Origin of the sequence: Streptomyces sp. NPDC001339 (assembly GCF_042895955.1) — a bacterium.
In the GTDB taxonomy this organism is placed as follows: domain Bacteria; phylum Actinomycetota; class Actinomycetes; order Streptomycetales; family Streptomycetaceae; genus Streptomyces.
The window spans coordinates 207,278-226,332 of the sequence record NZ_JBIAWT010000011.1 but is presented as its reverse complement, the minus strand read 5'-3'; the positions used below and the strand labels follow the sequence as shown (position 1 = coordinate 226,332).

Sequence of the window (19,055 nt, the reverse complement as noted above, 5' to 3'; positions counted from 1 at the left end):
CCTCCCCTCCCCTCTCCGGAAGGACCGAGCATGAAGATCGGCCTCATCGGTACCGGGCGCATCGGCGCATTCCATGCCCAGACCCTCCAGAACGTCCAAGGCGTCACCGATCTCGTGGTGGCCGATGCCGACACCGCGCGCGCCGCCTCGCTGGCGGGCACCCTCCGCGTACGGGCCGCCGCGAGCATCGAGGCGATGTACGCGGAGGGCCTGGACGGCGTGGTGATCGCCGCCGCGACCAGCGCGCACGCCACGCTGATCCACCAGGCCCTGGATGCCGGGGTACCGGTCTTCTGCGAGAAGCCGGTCGCCCTGGACGTGCCCGGCACCATCGCCGTCGTGGAACGGGCGCGGACGCGGGCGGCAACCGTGCCGGTGCAGATCGGCTTCCAGCGCCGCTTCGACGCCGGTTACCGCGCTGCCCGCGAGGCCCTGCGATCGGGCGAGCTGGGCTGGCTGCACACCCTGCGCGCCTGCACCAGCGACCGGACCCCGCCACCGGCGGCCTTCCTCCCCACCTCCGGTGGGCTGTTCCGGGACTGCTCCATCCACGACTTCGACATCCTGCGCTGGCTGACCGGCCGCGAGGTGGCCTCCGTCTACGCCCAGGGCAGCAACCGTGGCGCGGCCTTCTTCTCCGACGCCGACGATGTCGACACCTGCGCCGCCCTGCTGCGCTTCGACGACGACACCCTGGCGACCGTCACCGCGACCCGTTACAACGGGGCGGGCCACGACGTCCGGCTGGAGGTCTGCGGCTCCGAGGGCGCGTGCTTCGTCGGTCTCGACGACCGGGCCCCGCTGCCGTCCGCGGAGCCGGAGCCGAAGCTGTCCTGGCGGCGGGCGGCCGACCCGTACGCCACTTTCATGGAGCGCTTCCACGATGCCTACGTCACCGAGCTGGGCGCCTTCATCGAGGTCGCCGCCGGCCGCGCGCCGAGCCCGTGCACACCGGCGGAGGCGCTGGAGGCGCTCTATGTGGCCGAGGCCTGCGAGCGCTCGCGCCGGACCGGTGAACCGGTCGCGGTCGCCGACGTCCGCGCCACGCCCGGCCCGCCGGCCGCTTCCGCAGCGCCCGGCGGCGGCTCGCCCACTGGATGACGCTGCCGACGGCGGCGACCGCGCAGGAGACGCCCAGGCCGACACCGGCGGCGCGGAGCGGGTGGCCCGCGGTGGCGCTGCCGAGATAGCCCAGGCCGATCGAGTACGTGGCCCAGGTCAGTTCGGCGATACCGGCGCCGAGCGCGTACTTGCGCGGCGGATAGCGCAGAATCCCGGACGCCAGCGCCCCGGCGATCCGGCCGCTGGGCAGGAACCGTACGGCGATCACGAACGGCACGCCGTAGCGTTCGATCCGCTGCGAGGTCCACTCCAGCGCCGCCCGGGTGCGGGGGCTGCGCCGCAGCCGGCTGCGTACGGGCCCGCCGAACCGTCGCGCGGCGAAGTACATCAGCAGGTCACCGAGCAGGGCGCTGGCCGCGACGGCCAGGAGGACCGGCGGAAGGAACAGCTGCCCACGGGAGGCGAGCACACCCGCCGAGATGAGCAGGGTGGAGTTGGGGACCAGCGGCGGCAGGGTGGTGAGCACCAGCAGGCCGTAGAGGGCGAGTACGTCCATCCGGCCGCCTCCTCGGATCCGCCCCCGAGTCCGTACCCCAAGGCTGACGCGCGCCACGGCACACGGCAACGTGATGGGCGTGGCGTGATGGGCGGCAACGTGATGGGCGTGGCGTGATGGGCGCGGCGAGGGCTGGATTGATACCCCCTAGGGGTATAAAGTGGCAACGTCGGCACGACATCGGCATCACAAGGAGAATCCCCCATGGCTGAGAACGGCTCCTGCTGCACCCCGGAAGGCTCCTGCCACTCCGGCGGCACCGACGTTCAGGTCGGCGAGGTGACCACCACGTACCGGGTCACCGGTATGACCTGCGGCCACTGCGAGGGGGCGGTGTCGTCCGAGATCGGCGAGATCGCCGGGGTCAGCTCGGTGCGGGCGGTCGCGGCCAGCGGCCTGGTGACCGTCACCTCCAAGACGCCGCTGGACGACGAGGTCGTACGGGCGGCCGTCGACGAGGCCGGTTATGAGCTCGTGGGGCAGGCGACGGCCTGACCGGAGCCCAGCCCTTCGCGGAGGCGCGGGTCGAGCCGACTCAGTGGCGGCGCGGCCCGCGCCTCACCTTGTCCGTGATGCCCCGCACCCCGCCCGCGCCCGTGACGGCCTGCGACCGCACGTCTTCACATGCCCTTTACAACCATCACAACATCGACGCACCGGGGCACAACACCCATACCTCGGAGCCCCAATCTCCAGATAGCACCCCTTGACCGTATTCACCCCCATATGGCAAGAGACCCAGATCACACTCATCGGAACGTAACCATTGAGGGGGGTCGCGAGTCTAACCGGGCAGTGCAGGCACCCCGGCGGGGCCTGCACGGCCACGGTCGTGCTGATCTTGGGGGATCAAGCCCGGCCACGCGTAGCCGGGGCGACGTGCCCGGGGAGCTTTGAGCGGCCCTCCCGATGTGCGCGTCCCGGCAGTTCGCGGTGCACCCGAAACGCCCGGACGGATCCCGTGGGGGGAATCCAACCGGGGAAATGGGAAGCGCCCCGCTCTCTGGGCCCGTGGGGGGATCCGGAGGCGGGGCGCTTCCGTTTGGCGCCACCAAGGCTCACCGGCACCACCAAGACTCGCGGGCACCACCAAGACTCACCGGCACCACCCAGGTTCCGCCGACACCACCAAGGTTCCGCCGGCGCCACCAAAGAAACGGGGCGCCACCAGGAGACGGTGGCGCCCTCAATCCTCGGTCCGGCCTTCAGGACCGGCTCGGCCCCGGCGGCTCAGGCCCGGCTCAGCCCCGACGGCTCAGGGCCGGCTCGGCCCCAGCCCTCAGGGCCGGTCGTCAGCGCTGCTCGACCGGCACGAAGTCGCGCTCGACGACGCCGGTGTAGATCTGGCGCGGGCGGCCGATACGGGAGCCGGGCTCCTTGATCATCTCGTGCCACTGGGCGATCCAGCCGGGGAGCCGGCCGAGCGCGAAGAGCACGGTGAACATCTCGGTCGGGAAGCCCATGGCCCGGTAGATCAGGCCGGTGTAGAAGTCGACGTTCGGGTAGAGCTTGCGCGAGACGAAGTAGTCGTCGGAGAGCGCGTGCTCCTCCAGCTTGAGGGCGATGTCCAGCAGCTCGTCGGACTTGCCGAGCGCGGAGAGGACATCGTGCGCCGCCGCCTTGATGATCTTCGCCCGGGGGTCGAAGTTCTTGTAGACGCGGTGCCCGAAGCCCATCAGCTTCACGCCGTCTTCCTTGTTCTTCACCTTGCGGATGAAGGCATCGACGTCGCCGCCGTCGCGCTGGATGCGCTCCAGCATCTCCAGCACGGACTGGTTGGCGCCGCCGTGCAGGGGGCCCCACAGGGCGTTGATACCGGCCGAGATCGAGGCGAAGAGGTTCGCCTGCGAGGAGCCGACCAGGCGGACCGTCGACGTGGAGCAGTTCTGCTCGTGGTCGGCGTGCAGGATCAGCAGCTTGTCCAGGGCGCTGACCACGACCGGGTCGAGCTCGTACTCGGCGGCGGGCACCGAGAAGGTCATCCGCAGGAAGTTCTCGACGTAGCCGAGGTCGTTGCGCGGGTAGACGACCGGCTGGCCGACGGACTTCTTGTAGGCGTACGCCGCGATCGTCGGGAGCTTGGCCAGCAGCCGGATCGTGGAGATGTGGCGCTGCTGGTCGTCGAACGGGTTGTGGCTGTCCTGGTAGAACGTCGACAGCGCGCTGACGACCGACGACAGCATCGCCATCGGGTGGGCGTCCCGGGGGAAGCCGTCGTAGAAGCGCTTGACGTCCTCGTGGAGCAGGGTGTGGTACGTGATGTCCTGCTTGAAGTTCGCCAGCTCATCGACGGTGGGCAGCTCGCCGTTGATGAGGAGGTACGCGGTCTCGACGAACGTGCTGCGCTCCGCGAGCTGCTCGATCGGGTACCCGCGGTAGCGAAGGATGCCCTGCTCGCCGTCGAGATAGGTGATCGCGGATTTATACGCCGCGGTGTTGCCGTAACCGGAGTCCAGGGTCACCAGACCGGTCTCGGCGCGCAGCTTCGCGATATCGAAGCCCTTGTCGCCGACGGTGCTCTCGACGACCGGGTAGTTGTATTCGCCGTCCCCGTAACGCAGTACTACAGAGTTGTCGCTCACGTCATCCCTCACCGACGTTGTGCCTCTTCTTCGAGGTGCCCTGACTGCCTATACCTTCCCCCATTTGGACCTTGGATGTGCACTCGGGGTCGGCCATAGGGCCTCATCGCGGCACTCAGTGCCGCGTGAGTGTCCCATCCTGCTCCGGTTCGCCCCGATTACGAAAGAGGAGTGACATCACATCGCCCCGGCGAGCCGGTGAGCCAGCGCCGTACACCGCCGACCGGCGGAAACCGTGCGGACGGCCTGACCCAGGGCCCTGCGCGAGCCGACCAGCACCACCAGGCGCTTCGCCCGGGTGACGGCGGTATACAGCAGATTGCGCTGCAGCATCATCCAGGCGCTGGTGGTGACCGGAATCACCACCGCTGGATACTCACTGCCCTGCGAGCGATGGATCGTCACGGCGTAGGCGTGCGCGAGCTCGTCGAGTTCGTCGAAGTCGTAGGGGACCTCCTCGTCCTCGTCGGTACGGACGGTCAGCCGCTGCTCCTCCGGGTCGAGGGCGGTGACCACGCCGACTGTGCCGTTGAAGACTCCGTTGAGGCCTTTTTCGTAGTTGTTCCTGATCTGCGTGACCTTGTCGCCGACGCGGAACACCCGGCCGCCGAAGCGGCGCTCGGGCACATCGGGGCGGGCCGGGGTGATGGCCTGCTGGAGCAGGCCGTTCAGGGCGCCGGCGCCGGCCGGGCCGCGGTGCATCGGGGTCAGTACCTGGACGTCCCGGCGCGGGTCGAGGCCGAACTTCGCCGGGATCCGGCGGGCGGCGACATCGACCGCCAGCCGCCCGGCCTCTTCGTTGTCCTCCTCCGCGAACAGGAAGAAATCCGACAGTCCGCTGGTCAGCGGCGGTGTGCCGGAATTGATCCGGTGGGCGTTGGTGACCACTCCGGACTGCTGGGCCTGCCGGAAGATCCGGGTCAGCCGGACGGCGGGCACCGGGCCGGATTCGGCCAGCAGGTCCCGCAGCACCTCGCCGGCGCCGACGGACGGCAGCTGGTCGACGTCCCCCACCAGGAGCAGATGGGCCCCCGGCGGCACCGCCTTGACGAGCTTGTTGGCCAGCAGCAGATCCAGCATGGACGCCTCGTCGACGACCACCAGATCGGCGTCCAGCGGCCGGTCGGCGTCGTAGGCGGCGTCCCCGCCGGGCTTGAGCTCCAGGAGGCGGTGGACCGTGGACGCCTCCGTTCCGGTGAGTTCCGAGAGCCGCTTGGCCGCCCGGCCCGTAGGAGCCGCCAGCACCACCTTGGCCTTCTTGGCGCGAGCCAGCTCGACGATGGACCGGACCGTGAAGGACTTACCGCATCCGGGCCCACCCGTGAGCACCGCGACCTTCTGTGTCAGCGCCAGCCGCACCGCCTCCCGCTGCTCGGGGGCCAGCTCGGCGCCCGTACGCCGCGCCAGCCAGGCCAGCGCCCGGTCCCAGTCGACGTCCCGGAACACCGGCATCCGGTCCTCGTCCGTCCGCAGCAGCCGGGTCAGCCGCCCGGCGAGCGAGATCTCGGCGCGATGGAACGGCACCAGATAGACGGCGGTGACCGGCACGCCGTCCTCCCCGCCCGGCACCTTCTCCCGGACCACGCCCTCCGGGTCCGCGGCCAGCTCTCCCAGGCAGTCGATGACCAGGCCCGTGTCCACCTGGAGCAACTTCACCGCGTCCGCGATCAGTTGCTCCTCGGGCAGGAAGCAGTGCCCCTGGTCCGTGGACTGCGACAGCGCGTACTGCAGGCCCGCCTTGACCCGGTCCGGGCTGTCGTGCGGAATCCCCACGGACTGCGCGATGCGGTCGGCGGTCAGGAAGCCGATGCCCCAGACGTCGGCAGCCAGGCGGTACGGCTCGTTCTTGACCACCGAAATCGAGGCGTCACCGTACTTCTTGTAGATCCGCACCGCGATCGACGTCGACACCTCGACGCTCTGGAGGAAGAGCATCACCTCCTTGATCGCCTTCTGCTCCTCCCACGCGTCGGCGATCTTCTTGGTGCGCTTGGGGCCGAGGCCGGGGACCTCGATGAGCCGCTTCGGCTCCTCCTCGATGATCGTCAGGGTGTCCACGCCGAAGTGCTGGGTGATGCGGTCGGCGAAGACCGGTCCGATCCCCTTGACCAGCCCGGAGCCGAGGTAACGGCGGATCCCCTGGACGGTGGCCGGCAGGACGGTCGTGTAGTTCTCGACGGTGAACTGCTTGCCGTACTGCGGGTGCGAGCCCCAACGGCCCTCCATCCGCAGGGACTCGCCCACCTGCGCCCCGAGCAGCGCCCCGACGACGGTCAGCAGGTCGCCCGCACCACGGCCCGTGTCGACGCGCGCGACCGTGTAGCCGTTCTCCTCATTGGCGTAGGTGATCCGCTCGAGGACCCCTTCCACCACTGCTGGGTTGACCATGCCCCGACCGTACCGCCGGGCTCTGACAACGCGCCGCGCGGTCCGGCGCGAGGCGAGGTATCGAGGGCCGATGCCCCCCTCAAGACCCCACAACACCCCACAAGACACCTCGAGACACCTCGAGACACCTCGAGACACCTCGAGACACCTCGAGACACCTCGAGGGGCCCGTCCGATGGCCGGGCCCCTCGATTTCCCCCCCTCTGCGCCGGTCCCGGATCCCCCCGGATCCCCCCAGACCCCTCCCCTGCCGGGACCAGCGTCAGCTATGACTACGGTCGGCCACCAACGGTTGCACGCTTCCACAGAGTTATTTTTCCGTCACCGGAAGTACGAATCCCGTTCACCGGCCGACGAGGGCCCACGTTCACCGACCGATCACCGACCGATCACCGGCCCCGATCACCGGCCGATCACCTGCCGACGCAGCCCCCGATCACCCGCGGACATGGGACCGGAAGCGGTGCACGACCTCGGCCAGCACCTCGGCGCCGTCCCGCGCCCACAGCTCCGGGTTGAAGATCTCCACCTCGATCGGCCCCCGGTAGCCGGCCGTGTCGACCCGCTCCCGGAACCACCGCAGATCCACCGCCCCGTCCCCGAGCTGCCCGCGCCCCAGGAGCGCGCCCTCGGGCAGCGGGGTCACCCAGTCGGCCAGCTGGAGAGCGGCGATCCTCGCAGCGCCGGCCCGGTCGATCTGCGCGCCGACCGTGTCGTCCCACCACAGGTGATAGGTGTCCACGACGACGCCCACCTGGCCGGCGGGGAACCGCTCGGCGATGTCCAGCGCCTGTGCGAGCGTGGAGACCACGCAGCGGTCCGCCGCGTACATGGGGTGCAGCGGCTCGATCGCCAGCCGTACGCCCCGCTCCCCGGCGTACGGCGCCAACTCGCCCAGCGCGTCCGCGATCCGCTCCCGGGCGCCGGGCAGGTCCCGGCTGCCGGGCGGCAGCCCTCCGGAGACCAGCACCAGGGTGTCCGTCCCCAGGGCGGCCGCCTCGTCGATGGCCGCCCGGTTGTCGGCCAGCGCCGCCGCCCGCTCTCCGGGGTCCAGCGCGGTGAAGAACCCGCCCCGGCACAGGCTGGTGACCCGCAGCCCGGCATCCCGTACGAGCCGGGCCGCGGCGGCCACCCCGTACTCCTGCACCGGCGCGCGCCACAATCCCACGCCCGCCACGCCCGCCCGCGCGCATCCATCGGCCAGTTCCGGCAGCGACCACTGCCTGACAGTCTGCTGATTGAGGCTCAGGCGGGCGAGCAGCTCACGGGATCCCTCACTCATTCGTCCTCCACCCCGTACGCCGCGCCCTCCACTCCGTACACCGCGTCATCCACCCCGTACACCGCGAGCAGCCTGCTCATCCGGGCGGCGGCCAGCTCCCGGTCCGGGAACAGGCCGAGACCGTCGGCCAGTTGGTACGCACGTCGCAGATGCGGCAGCGAGCGGGCCGACTGCAGACCGCCGACCATGGAGAAGTGCGACTGGTGCCCGCCGAGCCAGGCCAGCAGCACCACACCGGTCTTGTAGTAGCGGGTGGGTGCCTCGAAGAGGTGCCGGGAGAGCGCGACGGTCGGATCGAGGACGCCCCTGAACCGGACGGTGTCCCCGGCGTCGAGGGCCCGTACGGCCTCGGCGGCCAGTGGCGCCAACGGGTCGAAGACGCCCAGCAGGGCGTCGCTGAAGCCGTGCTCGTCACCCGCGATCAGCTCGGGGTAGTGGAAGTCGTCGCCCGTATAGCAGCGCACGGCCGACGGCAGCCTGCGGCGCAGCGCCACCTCCCGGCCCGCGTCCAGGAGGGAGAGCTTGACGCCGTCCACCTTGCCGGGATGGTCGGCGACGATCCGCATCAGGGTGTCCGTGGCGGCATCGAGATCCGGGCTGCCCCAGTAGCCGCGCAACGCCGGGTCGAACATCGGGCCGAGCCAGTGCAGGATCACCGGACGGGTGGCCTGGCGCAGGAGGTGGCCGTAGAGCTCCTGGTAGTCGTGCGGCCCGGTGGCGGCCGCGGCGAGCTGGCGGGACGCCATCAGCACCGGCCGGGCGCCGGCGTCCTCGACGAGCCCGAGCTGCTCCTCGTAGGCCGCCCGGATGTCCGCCAAGGACGCCCCGGAGGGAGGGAGTTGATCGGTACCGACTCCGCAGGCCAGCAGGCCGTTCACGGCGCGTGCCTCGGCGGCGGAGCGCCGGATCAGCTCGGCGGCACCGTCCCAGTCCAGGCCCGTACCGCGCTGTGCGGTGTCCATCGCCTCGGCCACGCCCAGGCCGTGCGCCCACAGGTGGTGCCGGAAGGCGAGGGTGGCGTCCCAGTCGAGGACGGCCGGGCCGTCCGGGGTGGTGTCGGCGAGCGGGTCGGCGACGACATGGGCGGCGGCGAAGACCGTACGAGCGCTCACCGGGGCAGCTCCGGTACGTCCAGGCGGCGGCCCTCGGCGGACGACCTGCGCCCGAGCTCGGCCAGTTGGACGCCCCGGGCGCCCGCCGCCAGGTCCCAGCGCCAGGGTTCGTCGCGTACGACGTGCCGCAGGAACAGCTCCCACTGCGCCTTGAAGCCGTTGTCGAAGTCGGCGTTGCCGGGGACCTCCTGCCACTGCTCGCGGAACGGTTCGGGGGCGGGGACGTCCGGGTTCCACACCGGTCTGGGAGTGGTGGAGCGGTGCTGGACACGGCAGCCGCGCAGTCCGGCGACGGCCGAGCCTTCGGTGCCGTCCACCTGGAACTCCACCAGTTCGTCGCGGTGCACCCGGACCGCCCAGGAGGAGTTGATCTGCGCGACGATGCCTCCGGCCAGTTCGAAGACGGCGTACGCCGCGTCGTCGGCGGTGGCGTCGTACGCGGAGCCCGACTCGTCCCAGCGGCGCGGGATGTGCGTGGCGAGGTGCGCCTGGACGGTCCTGACCGGCCCGAACAGCTCGTGCAGAACGTACTCCCAGTGCGGGAACATATCGGCCGCGATGCCGCCGCCGTCCTCAGCACGGTAGTTCCAGGAGGGGCGCTGGGCCGGCTGCCAGTCGCCCTCGAAGACCCAGTAGCCGAACTCGCCCCGTACGGACAGGACGCGGCCGAAGAAGCCGCCCTCGACGAGGCGGCGGAGCTTGCGGAGGCCGGGCAGGAAGATCTTGTCCTGGACGACGCCGTTCTTGACGCCGGCCTCCTGGGCCAGCCGGGCCAGTTCCAGTGCGCCGGAGAGACCGCTCGCGGTGGGCTTCTCGACGTACAGGTGCTTTCCGGCGGCGATCGCCTTCTTGACGGCCTCCTCGCGGGCGGCGGTGATCTGGGCGTCGAAGTAGACGTCGATGCTGCCGTCGGCCAGTACGGTGTCGAGGTCGCAGCTCCACTCCTCCAGGCCGTGCCGTTCGGCCAGCGCCCGCAGCTTGTGCGGGGAGCGGCCGACGAGCACCGGCTCCGGCCAGATCACCGTGCCGTCGGCCAGTTCCAGGCCGCCCTGTGCGCGCAGGGCGAGGAGTGAGCGGACCAGATGCTGACGGTGGCCCATGCGTCCGGTCACGCCGTTCATGGCGATGCGTACGGTCGTGTGTCTCACAGTCCGGCCTCTTTCGCGGGCGGCGGGAGGAGGGCGTGGTCCCTGGTATCGATCGATCTGGTGGGGATCGGGAAGGGATCTGGTAGGGAAAGGGACCTGGTAGGGATCTGGTAGGGAAGGGGATCTGGTAGGGAAGGGGCCCACCACTTCAGCTGGAGGCTACCCATCTGATGCCGCGTCACGAAGCTGCCACATGCGCCCCCGCGGTGCGCTTGGGGTTCTCCACCCTCGGAGTTCCGGGGATGCCGGTGGCCGAGGTGCTGCGGCTGGCCGTCGGAGCCGGATACCAGGGCGTGGAACTGCGCGCCCATCCGGAGGAGCCGGTGCATCCGCTGCTCGGTACGCGGGAACGGGCCGCGGTGCGCGAGCAGTTCGCGGACGCGGGGGTGGAGGTCCTGGCCGTCGCCGGATACGCCCGGGTCGCCGCGGCCCAGGACGCGGCGGGCGAGGAGGAGCTGGCGCACGAGCTGAGCGAACTGGTGCTGCTCGCCGCCGATCTGGGGGCGCCGTATGTCCGGGTGTTCCCCGGCGGCGGAGACCGCCCGGCGGCCGAGGCGGAGGCGGATGCCGTCCGCCGGCTGGCCGCGGTGGCGCCGCTGGCAGCCGAGCGGAGGGTACGGGTCCTGTTGGAGACCCATGACTCGCACCGTACGGGCCTCGCCGCCGCCCGGATCCTGGACGCCGTGGGCCATCGCCAGGTCGGGGCGCTCTGGGATGTGCTGCACAGCTGGCTGGGCGGGGAGGAGCCTGCCGAGACCTGTGCCGCACTCGGCGCGCACCTGGGTTATGTGCAGGTCAAGGACGTGGCCTCGGCGGAGGACACCGCTCCGCTCCCCCTGGGCGCGGGTGTCCTCCCGCTCCCGGCCGTCCTGTCCGCGCTCGCCTACGGGACACGTCCGGTCGGCTGGCTCTGCTGGGAGTACGAAAAGCGCTGGTATCCGGGAGCCCCGGACCTCCCTGCCCTCCTGGCCCCCGCCCGCGTCCACCTCCGGCACCTGCTGGACACCGTCCCCCGCGGCGCGAGCGAATCGAGTGATTGACTGACAATAGTTTTCCGGCTATCCGTGTCTTCTTGGAAGTTTCCTTCACTTCCGCCTTCGCTTCCACCTTCGCTTCCGTCCTTACATGCCGTCAGGAAGCCCTCCGGAAGGAGCGCTGATGCACTCCAGACGTACGGTTCTGACCACCGCCGCCGCCTCGGCCGCCGCGGCCGCTGTCGCGGCATCCGGATCCGGGTCCGGGTCCGCGCACGCCGCGGTGCCCGCAGGCGGACGGCGACCCCGGAAGCCCGTCCCCGATGCCGCCCGCCGGGCCCGGCTGCGCCGGCTGATCGCCCGTATGACCCCGGAGGAGAAGGTCGGCCAGCTGTTCGTGATGCGGGTCTACGGGCACTCCGCCACGGACCCCGACCCGGCGGATGTGGCGGCCAACCAGAAGGAGATCGGGGTCGCCCATGCGGCGGAACTGGTCGCCAGGTACCACGTCGGCGGCATCGTCTACTTCGGCTGGGCGCACAACATCCGCGATCCGCACCAGGTCGCCGATCTCTCCAACGGCATCCAGAAGGCCGCCGCCGGCCGGCGCGTCCCCGTCCCCGTGCTGATCACCACGGACCAGGAACACGGTGCGGTGAACCGGGTCGGCGCGCCCGCGACGCTGCTCCCGGGGGCGATGGCGCTCGGTGCGGGCGGCTCCCGCGACGACGCGCGGACGGCCGGCCGGATCGCCGGGCGGGAGCTGTTCGCGATGGGGATCCGGCAGGACTACGCGCCGGACGCCGATGTGAACGTCAACCCCGCCAATCCGGTCATCGGCGTACGGTCCTTCGGCGCCGATCCGCGGGCCGTGGCCCGTATGGTCGCCGGTCAGGTGAAGGGCTATCAGGAGGGCGGGGTGGCCGCCTGCGCCAAGCACTTCCCCGGGCACGGTGACACCGATACCGACAGCCATGTGGGGCTGCCGTACATCCACCACAGCGCGGAGGAGTGGGAGCGGCTGGACGCGCCGTCCTTCCGGGCGGCGATCGCCGCGGGGGTCGATTCGATCATGACGGCGCATATCGTCGTGCCCGCGTTCGACCCCAGCGGGGACCCCGCGACGCTCTCCCGGCCGATCCTCACCGGCATCCTGCGCAAGCGGCTCGGCTACCGGGGTGTGGTGGTGACGGATTCGCTGGGCATGCAGGGCGTCCGGGTGAAATACGGCGACGCCCGGGTACCGGTTCTCGCGCTCAAAGCAGGCGTGGACCAGCTGCTGAACCCTCCGGATCTGGCGCTGGCGCACCGCTCCGTGCTGAAGGCCCTCCAGGAGGGGGAGCTGACGGAGCGTGCCCTCGACGCGAAGCTGATGCGGATCCTGCTGCTGAAGGAGCGGCGGGGGCTGTTCGCCGACCCGTACACCACGCACGAGGAGGTGGACCGGGTCGTCGGGACACGCAGGCATCTGGCCACCGCGGACCGGATCGCGGACCGGACGACCACGCTGCTGCGCAACGACGCCGGAGTGCTGCCGCTGTCCCGCCGGCGGGAGCGCAGAGTGCTGGTGGTGGGGGTGGACGAGGCCGCGCCGTCGGGCACCGGAGGGCCGCCGACCGCGGTGCTGGCGACGGCGCTCGGCGAGCTCGGATTCACCGCCACGGCGCTGCCGACAGGCCCGTCACCGTCCCAGCGGCGGATCGACGAGGCGGTGGCGGCGCTCGGCGAGCGGGACGCGGCGGTGGTGGCCACATACAACGTGACCGCGGACTCCCCGCAGCGGAGGCTGGTCGGCGCGCTGCTGGGCACCGGTAAGCCGGTGGTGCAGCTGGCGGTCCGCAACCCGTACGACATCGCTCAGCTGGACGGCGTCAAGGCGGCCCTGGCGAGCTACTCCTGGACGGATGTGGAGCTGCGGGCGGCGGCCCGGGTGATCGCCGGCCGGCGGGATCCGGCGGGCCGGCTGCCGGTCGCGATAATGCGGGCCGACGCCCCGGCCGAGGCCCTGTACGGGATCGGCCACGGGTTGTCCTACTGAGCCCCTTGAGCTGCCCTGCTGAGCGTCTTTGAGCCGCCTTGCTGAGCGCCTTGCACTGCTGATCGCCTGGCACTGCTGAGCGCCGAGCGTGCCCCTCTCCGCCGGGGGGGCACGCTCGGCCTCGGTCAGCTGATCACGGCCTCAGCATCGGGATCCGCTGCATCTCCTGCTTGTCGAGCTTCTTGTTGTACGGGGCCAGTGGAGTGGCCTTCGTGCCCTTGGGGGCGGGGACGCCGGCCCACTCGAGGAGCGCGGCGGTCGCCTTGGTGCGGTCGGCTTCCTTCAGCTTGGCGATGTTCGAGCCGTGGTTGCCGCCGGGGACGGTGAAGACGTAGGAGTCCCGGGCACCCCGGCCGAGGGTGAAATGCTCCGAATTCCAAGGGTCGTACTCGCCGTTGACAAACATCATCCGGTTGGCATGGTGCCGCACCCAGCGGTCGACGTCGGGCATCGCGCGCTTGTCGAAGCGCATCGGAATGTCCTTCGGGACAAAGGTGCGGGAGCTGTTGATGCCGGGATACTTCAGCAGTCCGTCCAGGTTCGGGTACTTGTAGCCGGGCTCACCGAGCTGGGTGCCCGCCTGGTAGTAGTACGGCATGTACGGTTCCATGCCCTGGTCGGTGTAGCTGTCGAAGCCGCCGACCTTGTCCATCCACTCCCACAGCTTGTCGGTGGAGACGGTCGGCTCGGGGATCTCTCCACAGGCGGTCTCGGCCGGCTGGTACTGCCAGAAGCCGAACGCCAGGTCCGTGACCATGACTTCGTAGGCCCGGTCGGCGTTGCCGGCGGTGTGGAAGGTCTGCTTCTGCTCGTCGGCCCAGGCCTGGAAGCGCTTGACCATCTCCTTCCGGCGCACCAGCGCCTCGCGTTCGATGGCGGCGAGGTCGGTGCGGCACCGTTCGGTCCCGACGGTGCGGAAGAACCGGTCGTAGGCGGAGTCCTCGTCGTTGTCCACGTCGTTGGGCGCGACGTAGGCGACGGTGCCGTTCATGTCGTGCGGGAAGAAGCGGCGGTAGTACGTGGCGGTCATACCGCCCTTGCTGCCACCGGTGGCGATCCAGTTCTTGTCGTAAATGGGGTGCAACGCCTGGAATATGCGGTGCTGGTCGTTGGCGGCCTGCCGGATGTCCAGCTTCTTCCAGTTCGCGGGCTGGGGGCGGGACGGGGTGAAGTAGCGGTATTCCAGAGATATTTGGTTGCCGTCGATGACCTTGGTGGGTTCGGTACGGGACGGCGTGGTGCTGACGTTGTAGCCGGAGGTGTAGAACACCGTCGGGCGGTCGACGGACTTGTGCAGCAGGGTCAGCCGCTGCTCGAAGGTCCCCTTACGAGGGTGCCGGTGGTCGATCGGCTGGGTGTAGTTCAGAACGAAGTAGCGGTAGCCGTCGACCGGTTTCTCTTCGATGAGGCGCATACCCGGTATCGCCAGGATCCGGTCCTTGATGTCCTCGTGTTTCGGCTCGGCGGAAGCGGCGGCCGCTCCCGTCGGTACGCTGCCGGCTCCGGCCGTGCCTATGAGCACGGCGAGTGACAGCAGCCATCTGGTGGCCTTGCGCATGCACCCTCCCCTTGGGATAGCAAAGGTCGGGCTGAACTTATCGGCGCGAGGCGGTGGCCACCAGCCCTCGGGGGCCATTCCGGGTCCGCGCGGGGCCATCTGGGGCCGTGCAGGGGGCATCTGGGGCTGTGCACGGGCATCCCGGGGCCCGCCGCCGCAGGGCCCTCCGGGTCCGCAGTCCTCCGCGTTCCTTACACCGCGTTCCTCACGCCTTGTTCCTCACGCCGCGTTGCTCACGCCTCGTTGCTCACGCCTCGTTTCTGACGCCTTGCGCCACAAGCTCATCGTCCTTGCCCTCGCCGGTGAACGTGCGCCAGAGCTCCGCGTAGCGGCCGTTGCGGGCGAGGAGCTGCGCGTGGCTGCCGTCCTCGATGATCCGGCCGTGGTCCAGAACCACCACGCGGTCGGCGCGGGCGGCGGTCGTCAACCGGTGGGCGACGGTCAAGGTGGTGCGCGCACGAGCGCGCGAAGAGGGGTGGTGAGGGTGGTGGGGGTGGTGGGGATGGTGACCGGTCGACGGACGGGCCGTACGGCGGCCGACGAGCCTCTCCGTGGCCTGGTTGACGACGGCTTCGGTGGCGAGGTCGAGGGCCGCGGTGGCCTCGTCGAGCAACAGCACGTCCGGGTCGACGAGTTCGGCGCGAGCCAGTGCCAGGAGCTGGCGCTGGCCCGCGGAGAGGTTGCGGCCGCGCTCGGCGACTTCGTGGAGGTAGCCGCCGTCGAGGGTGGCGATCATGGCGTGCGCGCCGACGGCCCGGGCCGCGGCCTCCACCTCGGCGTCCGTGGCGTCCGGGCGGCCATAGGCGATGGCGTCGCGGACCGTACCGGCGAAGAAGTAGGACTCCTGCGGTACCACCCCGAGCCGGCGGCGGTAGCCGGTGAGGTCGAGTTCGCGCAGGTCGGTGCCGTCGATCCGGACCGCGCCCGAGGACGGGTCGTAGAACCGCGCCACCAGCTTGACCAGGGTGGACTTACCGGCGCCGGTCTCGCCGACGAAGGCCACGGTCTGGCCGGCCGGGATGGTGAGGTCGATACCGGCGAGCGCCGGTTCGGCGCCGTTGCCCTGGCCCTGATTCTGATTCTGGCCCTGATTCTGGTTCTGGTTCTGGTTCTGTTCCTGGTCCTGCGAGCCGTAGCGGAAGTGGACGTCGTCGAAGGTGATCTCGCCGCGCAGCCCGGTCACCTCACGGGACCGCTCGGCGGCCGGGGTGGACGTCGGCTCGCGCAGCAGCTCCTGAATGCGGCCGAGCGAGACGGATGCCTGCTGGTAGCCGTCGAAGACCTGGGAGAGCTGCTGGACAGGGGCGAAGAAGAGGTCGATGTAGAGGAGGTAGGCGACCAGCGCGCCGGCGGTGAGGGTGCGGTCGCCGACCCTGTCGGCGCCGACGATCAGCACCAGTGCCGCCGCGACGGAGGACAGCAGCTGGACGAACGGGAAGTAGACGGATATCAGGAACTGGCCGTGTATTCGGGCCCGGCGGTAGGCGTCACTGCGCGCGGCGAACCGCGCCGCGCCGCGCCGTTCGCGCCGGAACGCCTGGACGATACGGAGCCCGGCGACGCTCTCCTGGAGGTCGCCGTTGACCACACTGATCCGCTCGCGGGCCAGTTCGTACGCCTTGACGCTCTGCTTGCGGAAGAAGTACGTGCCGATGATCAGCGGCGGGAGGGTGGCGAAGACGACCAGGGCCAGCTGAACGTCGATCACCAGCAGCGCGACGAGTATGCCGAAGAACGTCAGCACCGAAACCAGGGCGGTGACCAGACCGGTCTGCAGGAATGTCGACAAGGCGTCGACGTCGGTCGTCATCCTGGTCATGATCTTGCCGGTCAGCTCGCGCTCGTAGTAGTCGAGGCCGAGGCGCTGCAACTGCGCGAAGATCTTGAGGCGGAGGGAGTACAGGACCCGCTCACCGGTACGGCCGGTCAGGCGGTTGCCGCCGAACTGCGCGGCCCACTGGGCGAGGACCACGAGCAGGGCGAGCGCGGCGGCCGTCCAGACACCGGCCAGCACACCACGGCGGACGCCCTCGTCGATGCCGTGCCGGATCAGTACCGGCAGCAGCAGCCCGGCGATGGCGTCCACCGCGACCAGGGCCAGGGCGAAGGCCATCGGCCGGCCGAAGCCGCGCAGCAGGCGGCGCAGGCCGTACGAGCGCTCGGGGCGCACCGCCCGCTCCTCGTCGACATCCGGGTTGTCCGTGGCCGGCGGCAGGGCGGCGACCTGGGCGAGCAGCTCGGGAGTCGACGACGCCCCGGCCATCGCGGCGCCGATGCCCGGCCCGGCAGCGGCGGCCGCCCTGGGCGGCACCCCGGCCGCACCGGCCTCGGCGTCCTGCTCCCGGCGGACCCACAGCTCGGGGGTGATGGCACGGTCAGTGTCGTCTCCACCGGCGCCACCGGTGCCGGTGCCGATCCCGGTGCCGCCGATGCCGGTGCCATCCGTACCGGCGTATCCGTCCGTACCGGCGTATCCATCCGTACCGACGTGTCCGTCCGTACCGGCGTGTCCATCGGGCCCGTCGGCATCGAAGGCGCGGGCCAGGTTGCCCGCCGGGTCCCGTTCGACGCCGCCCAGCTCCTCCGGGTCGGTGAGGAGCCTGCGGTAGAGCGGACAGCGCTCCGCCAGCTCGTCCTGGGTACCGATGTCGACCAGCCGGCCGCCGTCGAGGACGGCGACCCGGTCGGCGAGCGCCAGGGTGGAGGCGCGATGTGCGATGAGCAGGGTCGTACGGCCGGCCATCACCCCGCGCAGGGCCTCGTGGATCTCGTGCTCGACCTGGACGTCGACCGCCGAGGTGGCATCGTCCAGAACCAGGAGGCGGGGATCGGTGAGGATGGCGCGGGCCAGGGCTATGCGCTGCCGCTGGCCGCCGGACAGGGTCAGGCCCTGCTCCCCGACCTTGGTGTCGTAGCCCTCGGGGAGCTCGGAGATGAAGCCTTCGGCCTGGGCGGCCCGGGCCGCGGCGCGTACCTGCTCGTCGGTGGCGTCCGGATGGCCGTAGGCGATGTTGTCGCGTATCGAGTCGGAGAACAGGAAGCTGCTCTCGGGGACCAGCCCGATGGCGGCGCGCAGCGACTCCAGGGTGAGGTCGCGTACGTCGTGCCCGCCGACGAGGACGCGACCGGCGGTGACGTCGTAGAAGCGGGGCAGCAGCAGGGAGACCGTGGACTTGCCGCTGCCGGATGTACCGACCACGGCGACCGTCTCACCGGCTTCGATGCGGAGCGAGAAATCGTCGAGGACGGGGCGTGGGGAGCGGATGGCGCCGGAGGAGTCGGAGGAGTCGGAAGCGGGGACGTCCGCATCGTCCGGGGCATGCGGCGCCGCGTAGCCGAACGTGACCCGGTCGAATGCGACGGTGGCCGGGGCGTCCACGGGCAGATCCCGTGCGTCCGCCCGTTCCTGGAGCGACGGCTCGGTGTCGATCAGCTCGTAGACCCGCTCCACACCGGCGCGCGCCTGCTGCCCGACCGTGAGCACCATCGCCAGCATCCGGACCGGTCCGACCAGCTGCGCCAGGTACGTCGAGAACGCGACGAAGGTGCCGAGGGTGATCTGCCCCTGGGTGGCCAGCCAGCCGCCCAGGGCGAGCATCGCCACCTGGCCGAGTGACGGGACGGCCTGCAGCGCGGGGGTGTAGCGGGCGTTGAGCCGGACCGTCCGCAGGCGCCCGGCGAACAGCCGGCGGCCGGCCTCCCGCAGCTTGCCGGTCTCCTGTTCCTCCTGCCCGAAGCCCTTGACGACCCGGACACCGGAGACCGCGCCGTCCACGACCCCAGCCACCGCGGCGGCCTGCCCCTGGGCGTACCAGGTGGCGGGGAAGAGCCGCGTACGGCTGCGGTTGGCGATGATCCACAGGGCAGGGGCGACGGCCAGCGCGATGAGCGTGAGCAGCGGCGACAGCACCGCCATCACGATCAGCGAGATCAGGAAGAGCAGCAGGTTCCCGATCATCATCGGGAGCATGAACAGCAGGCTCTGTATCAGCTGGAGATCGCTGGTGGCGCGGCCGACGACCTGTCCGGTGCTCAGCCCGTCCTGCCGCCGGCCGTCGAGCCGGGCGATCGAGCCGAACATCCGGGTCCGGAGATCGTGCTGAAGGTCCAGGGCGAGCCGGCCGCCGTAGAAGCGGCGGAGGTAGGTGAGGACGTAGACGACCACCGCGGCGGCGACCAGCAGTGCGGCCCATGGGGCCAGGGACCGCTCCTGCTTGACGATGACGTCGTCGATGATCAGCTTCGGTACGAGCGGGACCAGCGCCATGACGGCCATCCCCGCGAGCGAGGAGCCGAGTGCCAGCAGTACGTCCTTCTTGTACTGCCAGCAGTCGCGCATCAGCCGCCGGGCCCAG

The 19,055-nt window shown here is 70.7% G+C and carries 11 protein-coding genes and 1 pseudogene; 4 read left to right on the top strand and 8 right to left on the bottom strand.

Features of this window, described 5'->3' with window-relative positions; translation table 11 throughout:
- Nucleotides 1-30: 30 nt before the first annotated feature.
- Nucleotides 31-1,101, top strand: coding sequence for a Gfo/Idh/MocA family oxidoreductase (locus ACFY12_RS29195; protein ID WP_390718895.1), 1,071 nt, complete (start codon nucleotides 31-33; stop codon nucleotides 1,099-1,101).
- A 97-nt stretch (nucleotides 1,102-1,198) separates the two neighbouring features.
- Here ACFY12_RS29195 and ACFY12_RS29190 read toward each other — a convergent pair.
- A pseudogene (locus ACFY12_RS29190) lies at nucleotides 1,199-1,618 on the bottom strand (DedA family protein); the annotation flags it as partial.
- Between the two features lie 204 nt (nucleotides 1,619-1,822).
- Here ACFY12_RS29190 and ACFY12_RS29185 point away from each other — a divergent pair.
- The gene (locus tag ACFY12_RS29185; protein ID WP_390718894.1) at nucleotides 1,823-2,113 is read left to right on the top strand and encodes a heavy-metal-associated domain-containing protein; all 291 of its coding nucleotides are present in this window, start codon (nucleotides 1,823-1,825) and stop codon (nucleotides 2,111-2,113) included.
- Nucleotides 2,114-2,910: 797 nt separating this feature from the next.
- On the opposite strand, the gene ACFY12_RS29180 is transcribed toward ACFY12_RS29185, so the two are convergent.
- The 5 genes from ACFY12_RS29180 to ACFY12_RS29160 form a co-directional block, all read right to left on the bottom strand.
- Nucleotides 2,911-4,200, bottom strand: a complete 1,290-nt coding sequence (locus ACFY12_RS29180; protein WP_390718893.1) for a citrate synthase — start codon at nucleotides 4,198-4,200, stop codon at nucleotides 2,911-2,913.
- A gap of 177 nt (nucleotides 4,201-4,377) precedes the next feature.
- Nucleotides 4,378-6,588: an ATP-dependent RecD-like DNA helicase gene (locus ACFY12_RS29175; protein ID WP_390718892.1), complete on the bottom strand. Its 2,211-nt coding sequence runs from the start codon at nucleotides 6,586-6,588 to the stop codon at nucleotides 4,378-4,380.
- A 436-nt stretch (nucleotides 6,589-7,024) separates the two neighbouring features.
- A complete protein-coding gene (locus tag ACFY12_RS29170; RefSeq protein ID WP_390718891.1) occupies nucleotides 7,025-7,870 on the bottom strand; it encodes a sugar phosphate isomerase/epimerase family protein in 846 nt (281 codons plus the stop codon).
- Complete coding sequence (locus ACFY12_RS29165; RefSeq protein WP_390718890.1) at nucleotides 7,867-8,982, bottom strand: dihydrodipicolinate synthase family protein; 1,116 nt, start codon at nucleotides 8,980-8,982, stop codon at nucleotides 7,867-7,869. The genes ACFY12_RS29170 and ACFY12_RS29165 overlap by 4 nt, the downstream gene beginning before the upstream one ends.
- The gene (locus tag ACFY12_RS29160) at nucleotides 8,979-10,103 is read right to left on the bottom strand and encodes a Gfo/Idh/MocA family protein (protein ID WP_390718948.1); all 1,125 of its coding nucleotides are present in this window, start codon (nucleotides 10,101-10,103) and stop codon (nucleotides 8,979-8,981) included. The genes ACFY12_RS29165 and ACFY12_RS29160 overlap by 4 nt, the downstream gene beginning before the upstream one ends.
- A 197-nt stretch (nucleotides 10,104-10,300) precedes the next feature.
- Between ACFY12_RS29160 and ACFY12_RS29155 the strand changes: the two genes are divergently transcribed.
- Nucleotides 10,301-11,170, top strand: a complete 870-nt coding sequence (locus tag ACFY12_RS29155; protein WP_390718889.1) for a sugar phosphate isomerase/epimerase family protein — start codon at nucleotides 10,301-10,303, stop codon at nucleotides 11,168-11,170.
- 118 nt (nucleotides 11,171-11,288) lie between these two features.
- Nucleotides 11,289-13,142 carry a glycoside hydrolase family 3 protein gene (locus ACFY12_RS29150; protein ID WP_390718888.1) on the top strand — a complete coding sequence of 618 codons (1,854 nt, stop codon included), beginning with the start codon at nucleotides 11,289-11,291 and terminating at the stop codon, nucleotides 13,140-13,142.
- 133 nt (nucleotides 13,143-13,275) lie between these two features.
- Here ACFY12_RS29150 and ACFY12_RS29145 read toward each other — a convergent pair whose 3' ends face one another.
- Together ACFY12_RS29145 and ACFY12_RS29140 are read right to left on the bottom strand one after the other, a co-directional pair.
- Nucleotides 13,276-14,700, bottom strand: coding sequence for a S28 family serine protease (locus ACFY12_RS29145; protein ID WP_390718887.1), 1,425 nt, complete (start codon nucleotides 14,698-14,700; stop codon nucleotides 13,276-13,278).
- Between the two features lie 247 nt (nucleotides 14,701-14,947).
- Entirely contained in the window at nucleotides 14,948-19,039 is a 4,092-nt protein-coding gene (locus tag ACFY12_RS29140; RefSeq protein ID WP_390718947.1) for an ABC transporter ATP-binding protein, read from the bottom strand.
- Between the last annotated feature and the right edge of the window lie 16 nt (nucleotides 19,040-19,055).

What these genes read in the sequence shown, in the direction of transcription:
- ACFY12_RS29160 (WP_390718948.1), bottom strand. Translation starts at nt 10,103, where the DNA reads ATGAACGGCGTGACCGGACGCATGGGCCACCGTCAGCATCTGGTCCGC.
- ACFY12_RS29140 (WP_390718947.1), bottom strand. Translation starts at nt 19,039, where the DNA reads ATGCGCGACTGCTGGCAGTACAAGAAGGACGTACTGCTGGCACTCGGC.
- ACFY12_RS29185 (WP_390718894.1), top strand. Translation starts at nt 1,823, where the DNA reads ATGGCTGAGAACGGCTCCTGCTGCACCCCGGAAGGCTCCTGCCACTCC.
- ACFY12_RS29170 (WP_390718891.1), bottom strand. Translation starts at nt 7,870, where the DNA reads ATGAGTGAGGGATCCCGTGAGCTGCTCGCCCGCCTGAGCCTCAATCAG.
- ACFY12_RS29175 (WP_390718892.1), bottom strand. Translation starts at nt 6,588, where the DNA reads ATGGTCAACCCAGCAGTGGTGGAAGGGGTCCTCGAGCGGATCACCTAC.
- ACFY12_RS29155 (WP_390718889.1), top strand. Translation starts at nt 10,301, where the DNA reads ATGCCGCGTCACGAAGCTGCCACATGCGCCCCCGCGGTGCGCTTGGGG.
- ACFY12_RS29150 (WP_390718888.1), top strand. Translation starts at nt 11,289, where the DNA reads ATGCACTCCAGACGTACGGTTCTGACCACCGCCGCCGCCTCGGCCGCC.
- ACFY12_RS29195 (WP_390718895.1), top strand. Translation starts at nt 31, where the DNA reads ATGAAGATCGGCCTCATCGGTACCGGGCGCATCGGCGCATTCCATGCC.
- ACFY12_RS29145 (WP_390718887.1), bottom strand. Translation starts at nt 14,700, where the DNA reads ATGCGCAAGGCCACCAGATGGCTGCTGTCACTCGCCGTGCTCATAGGC.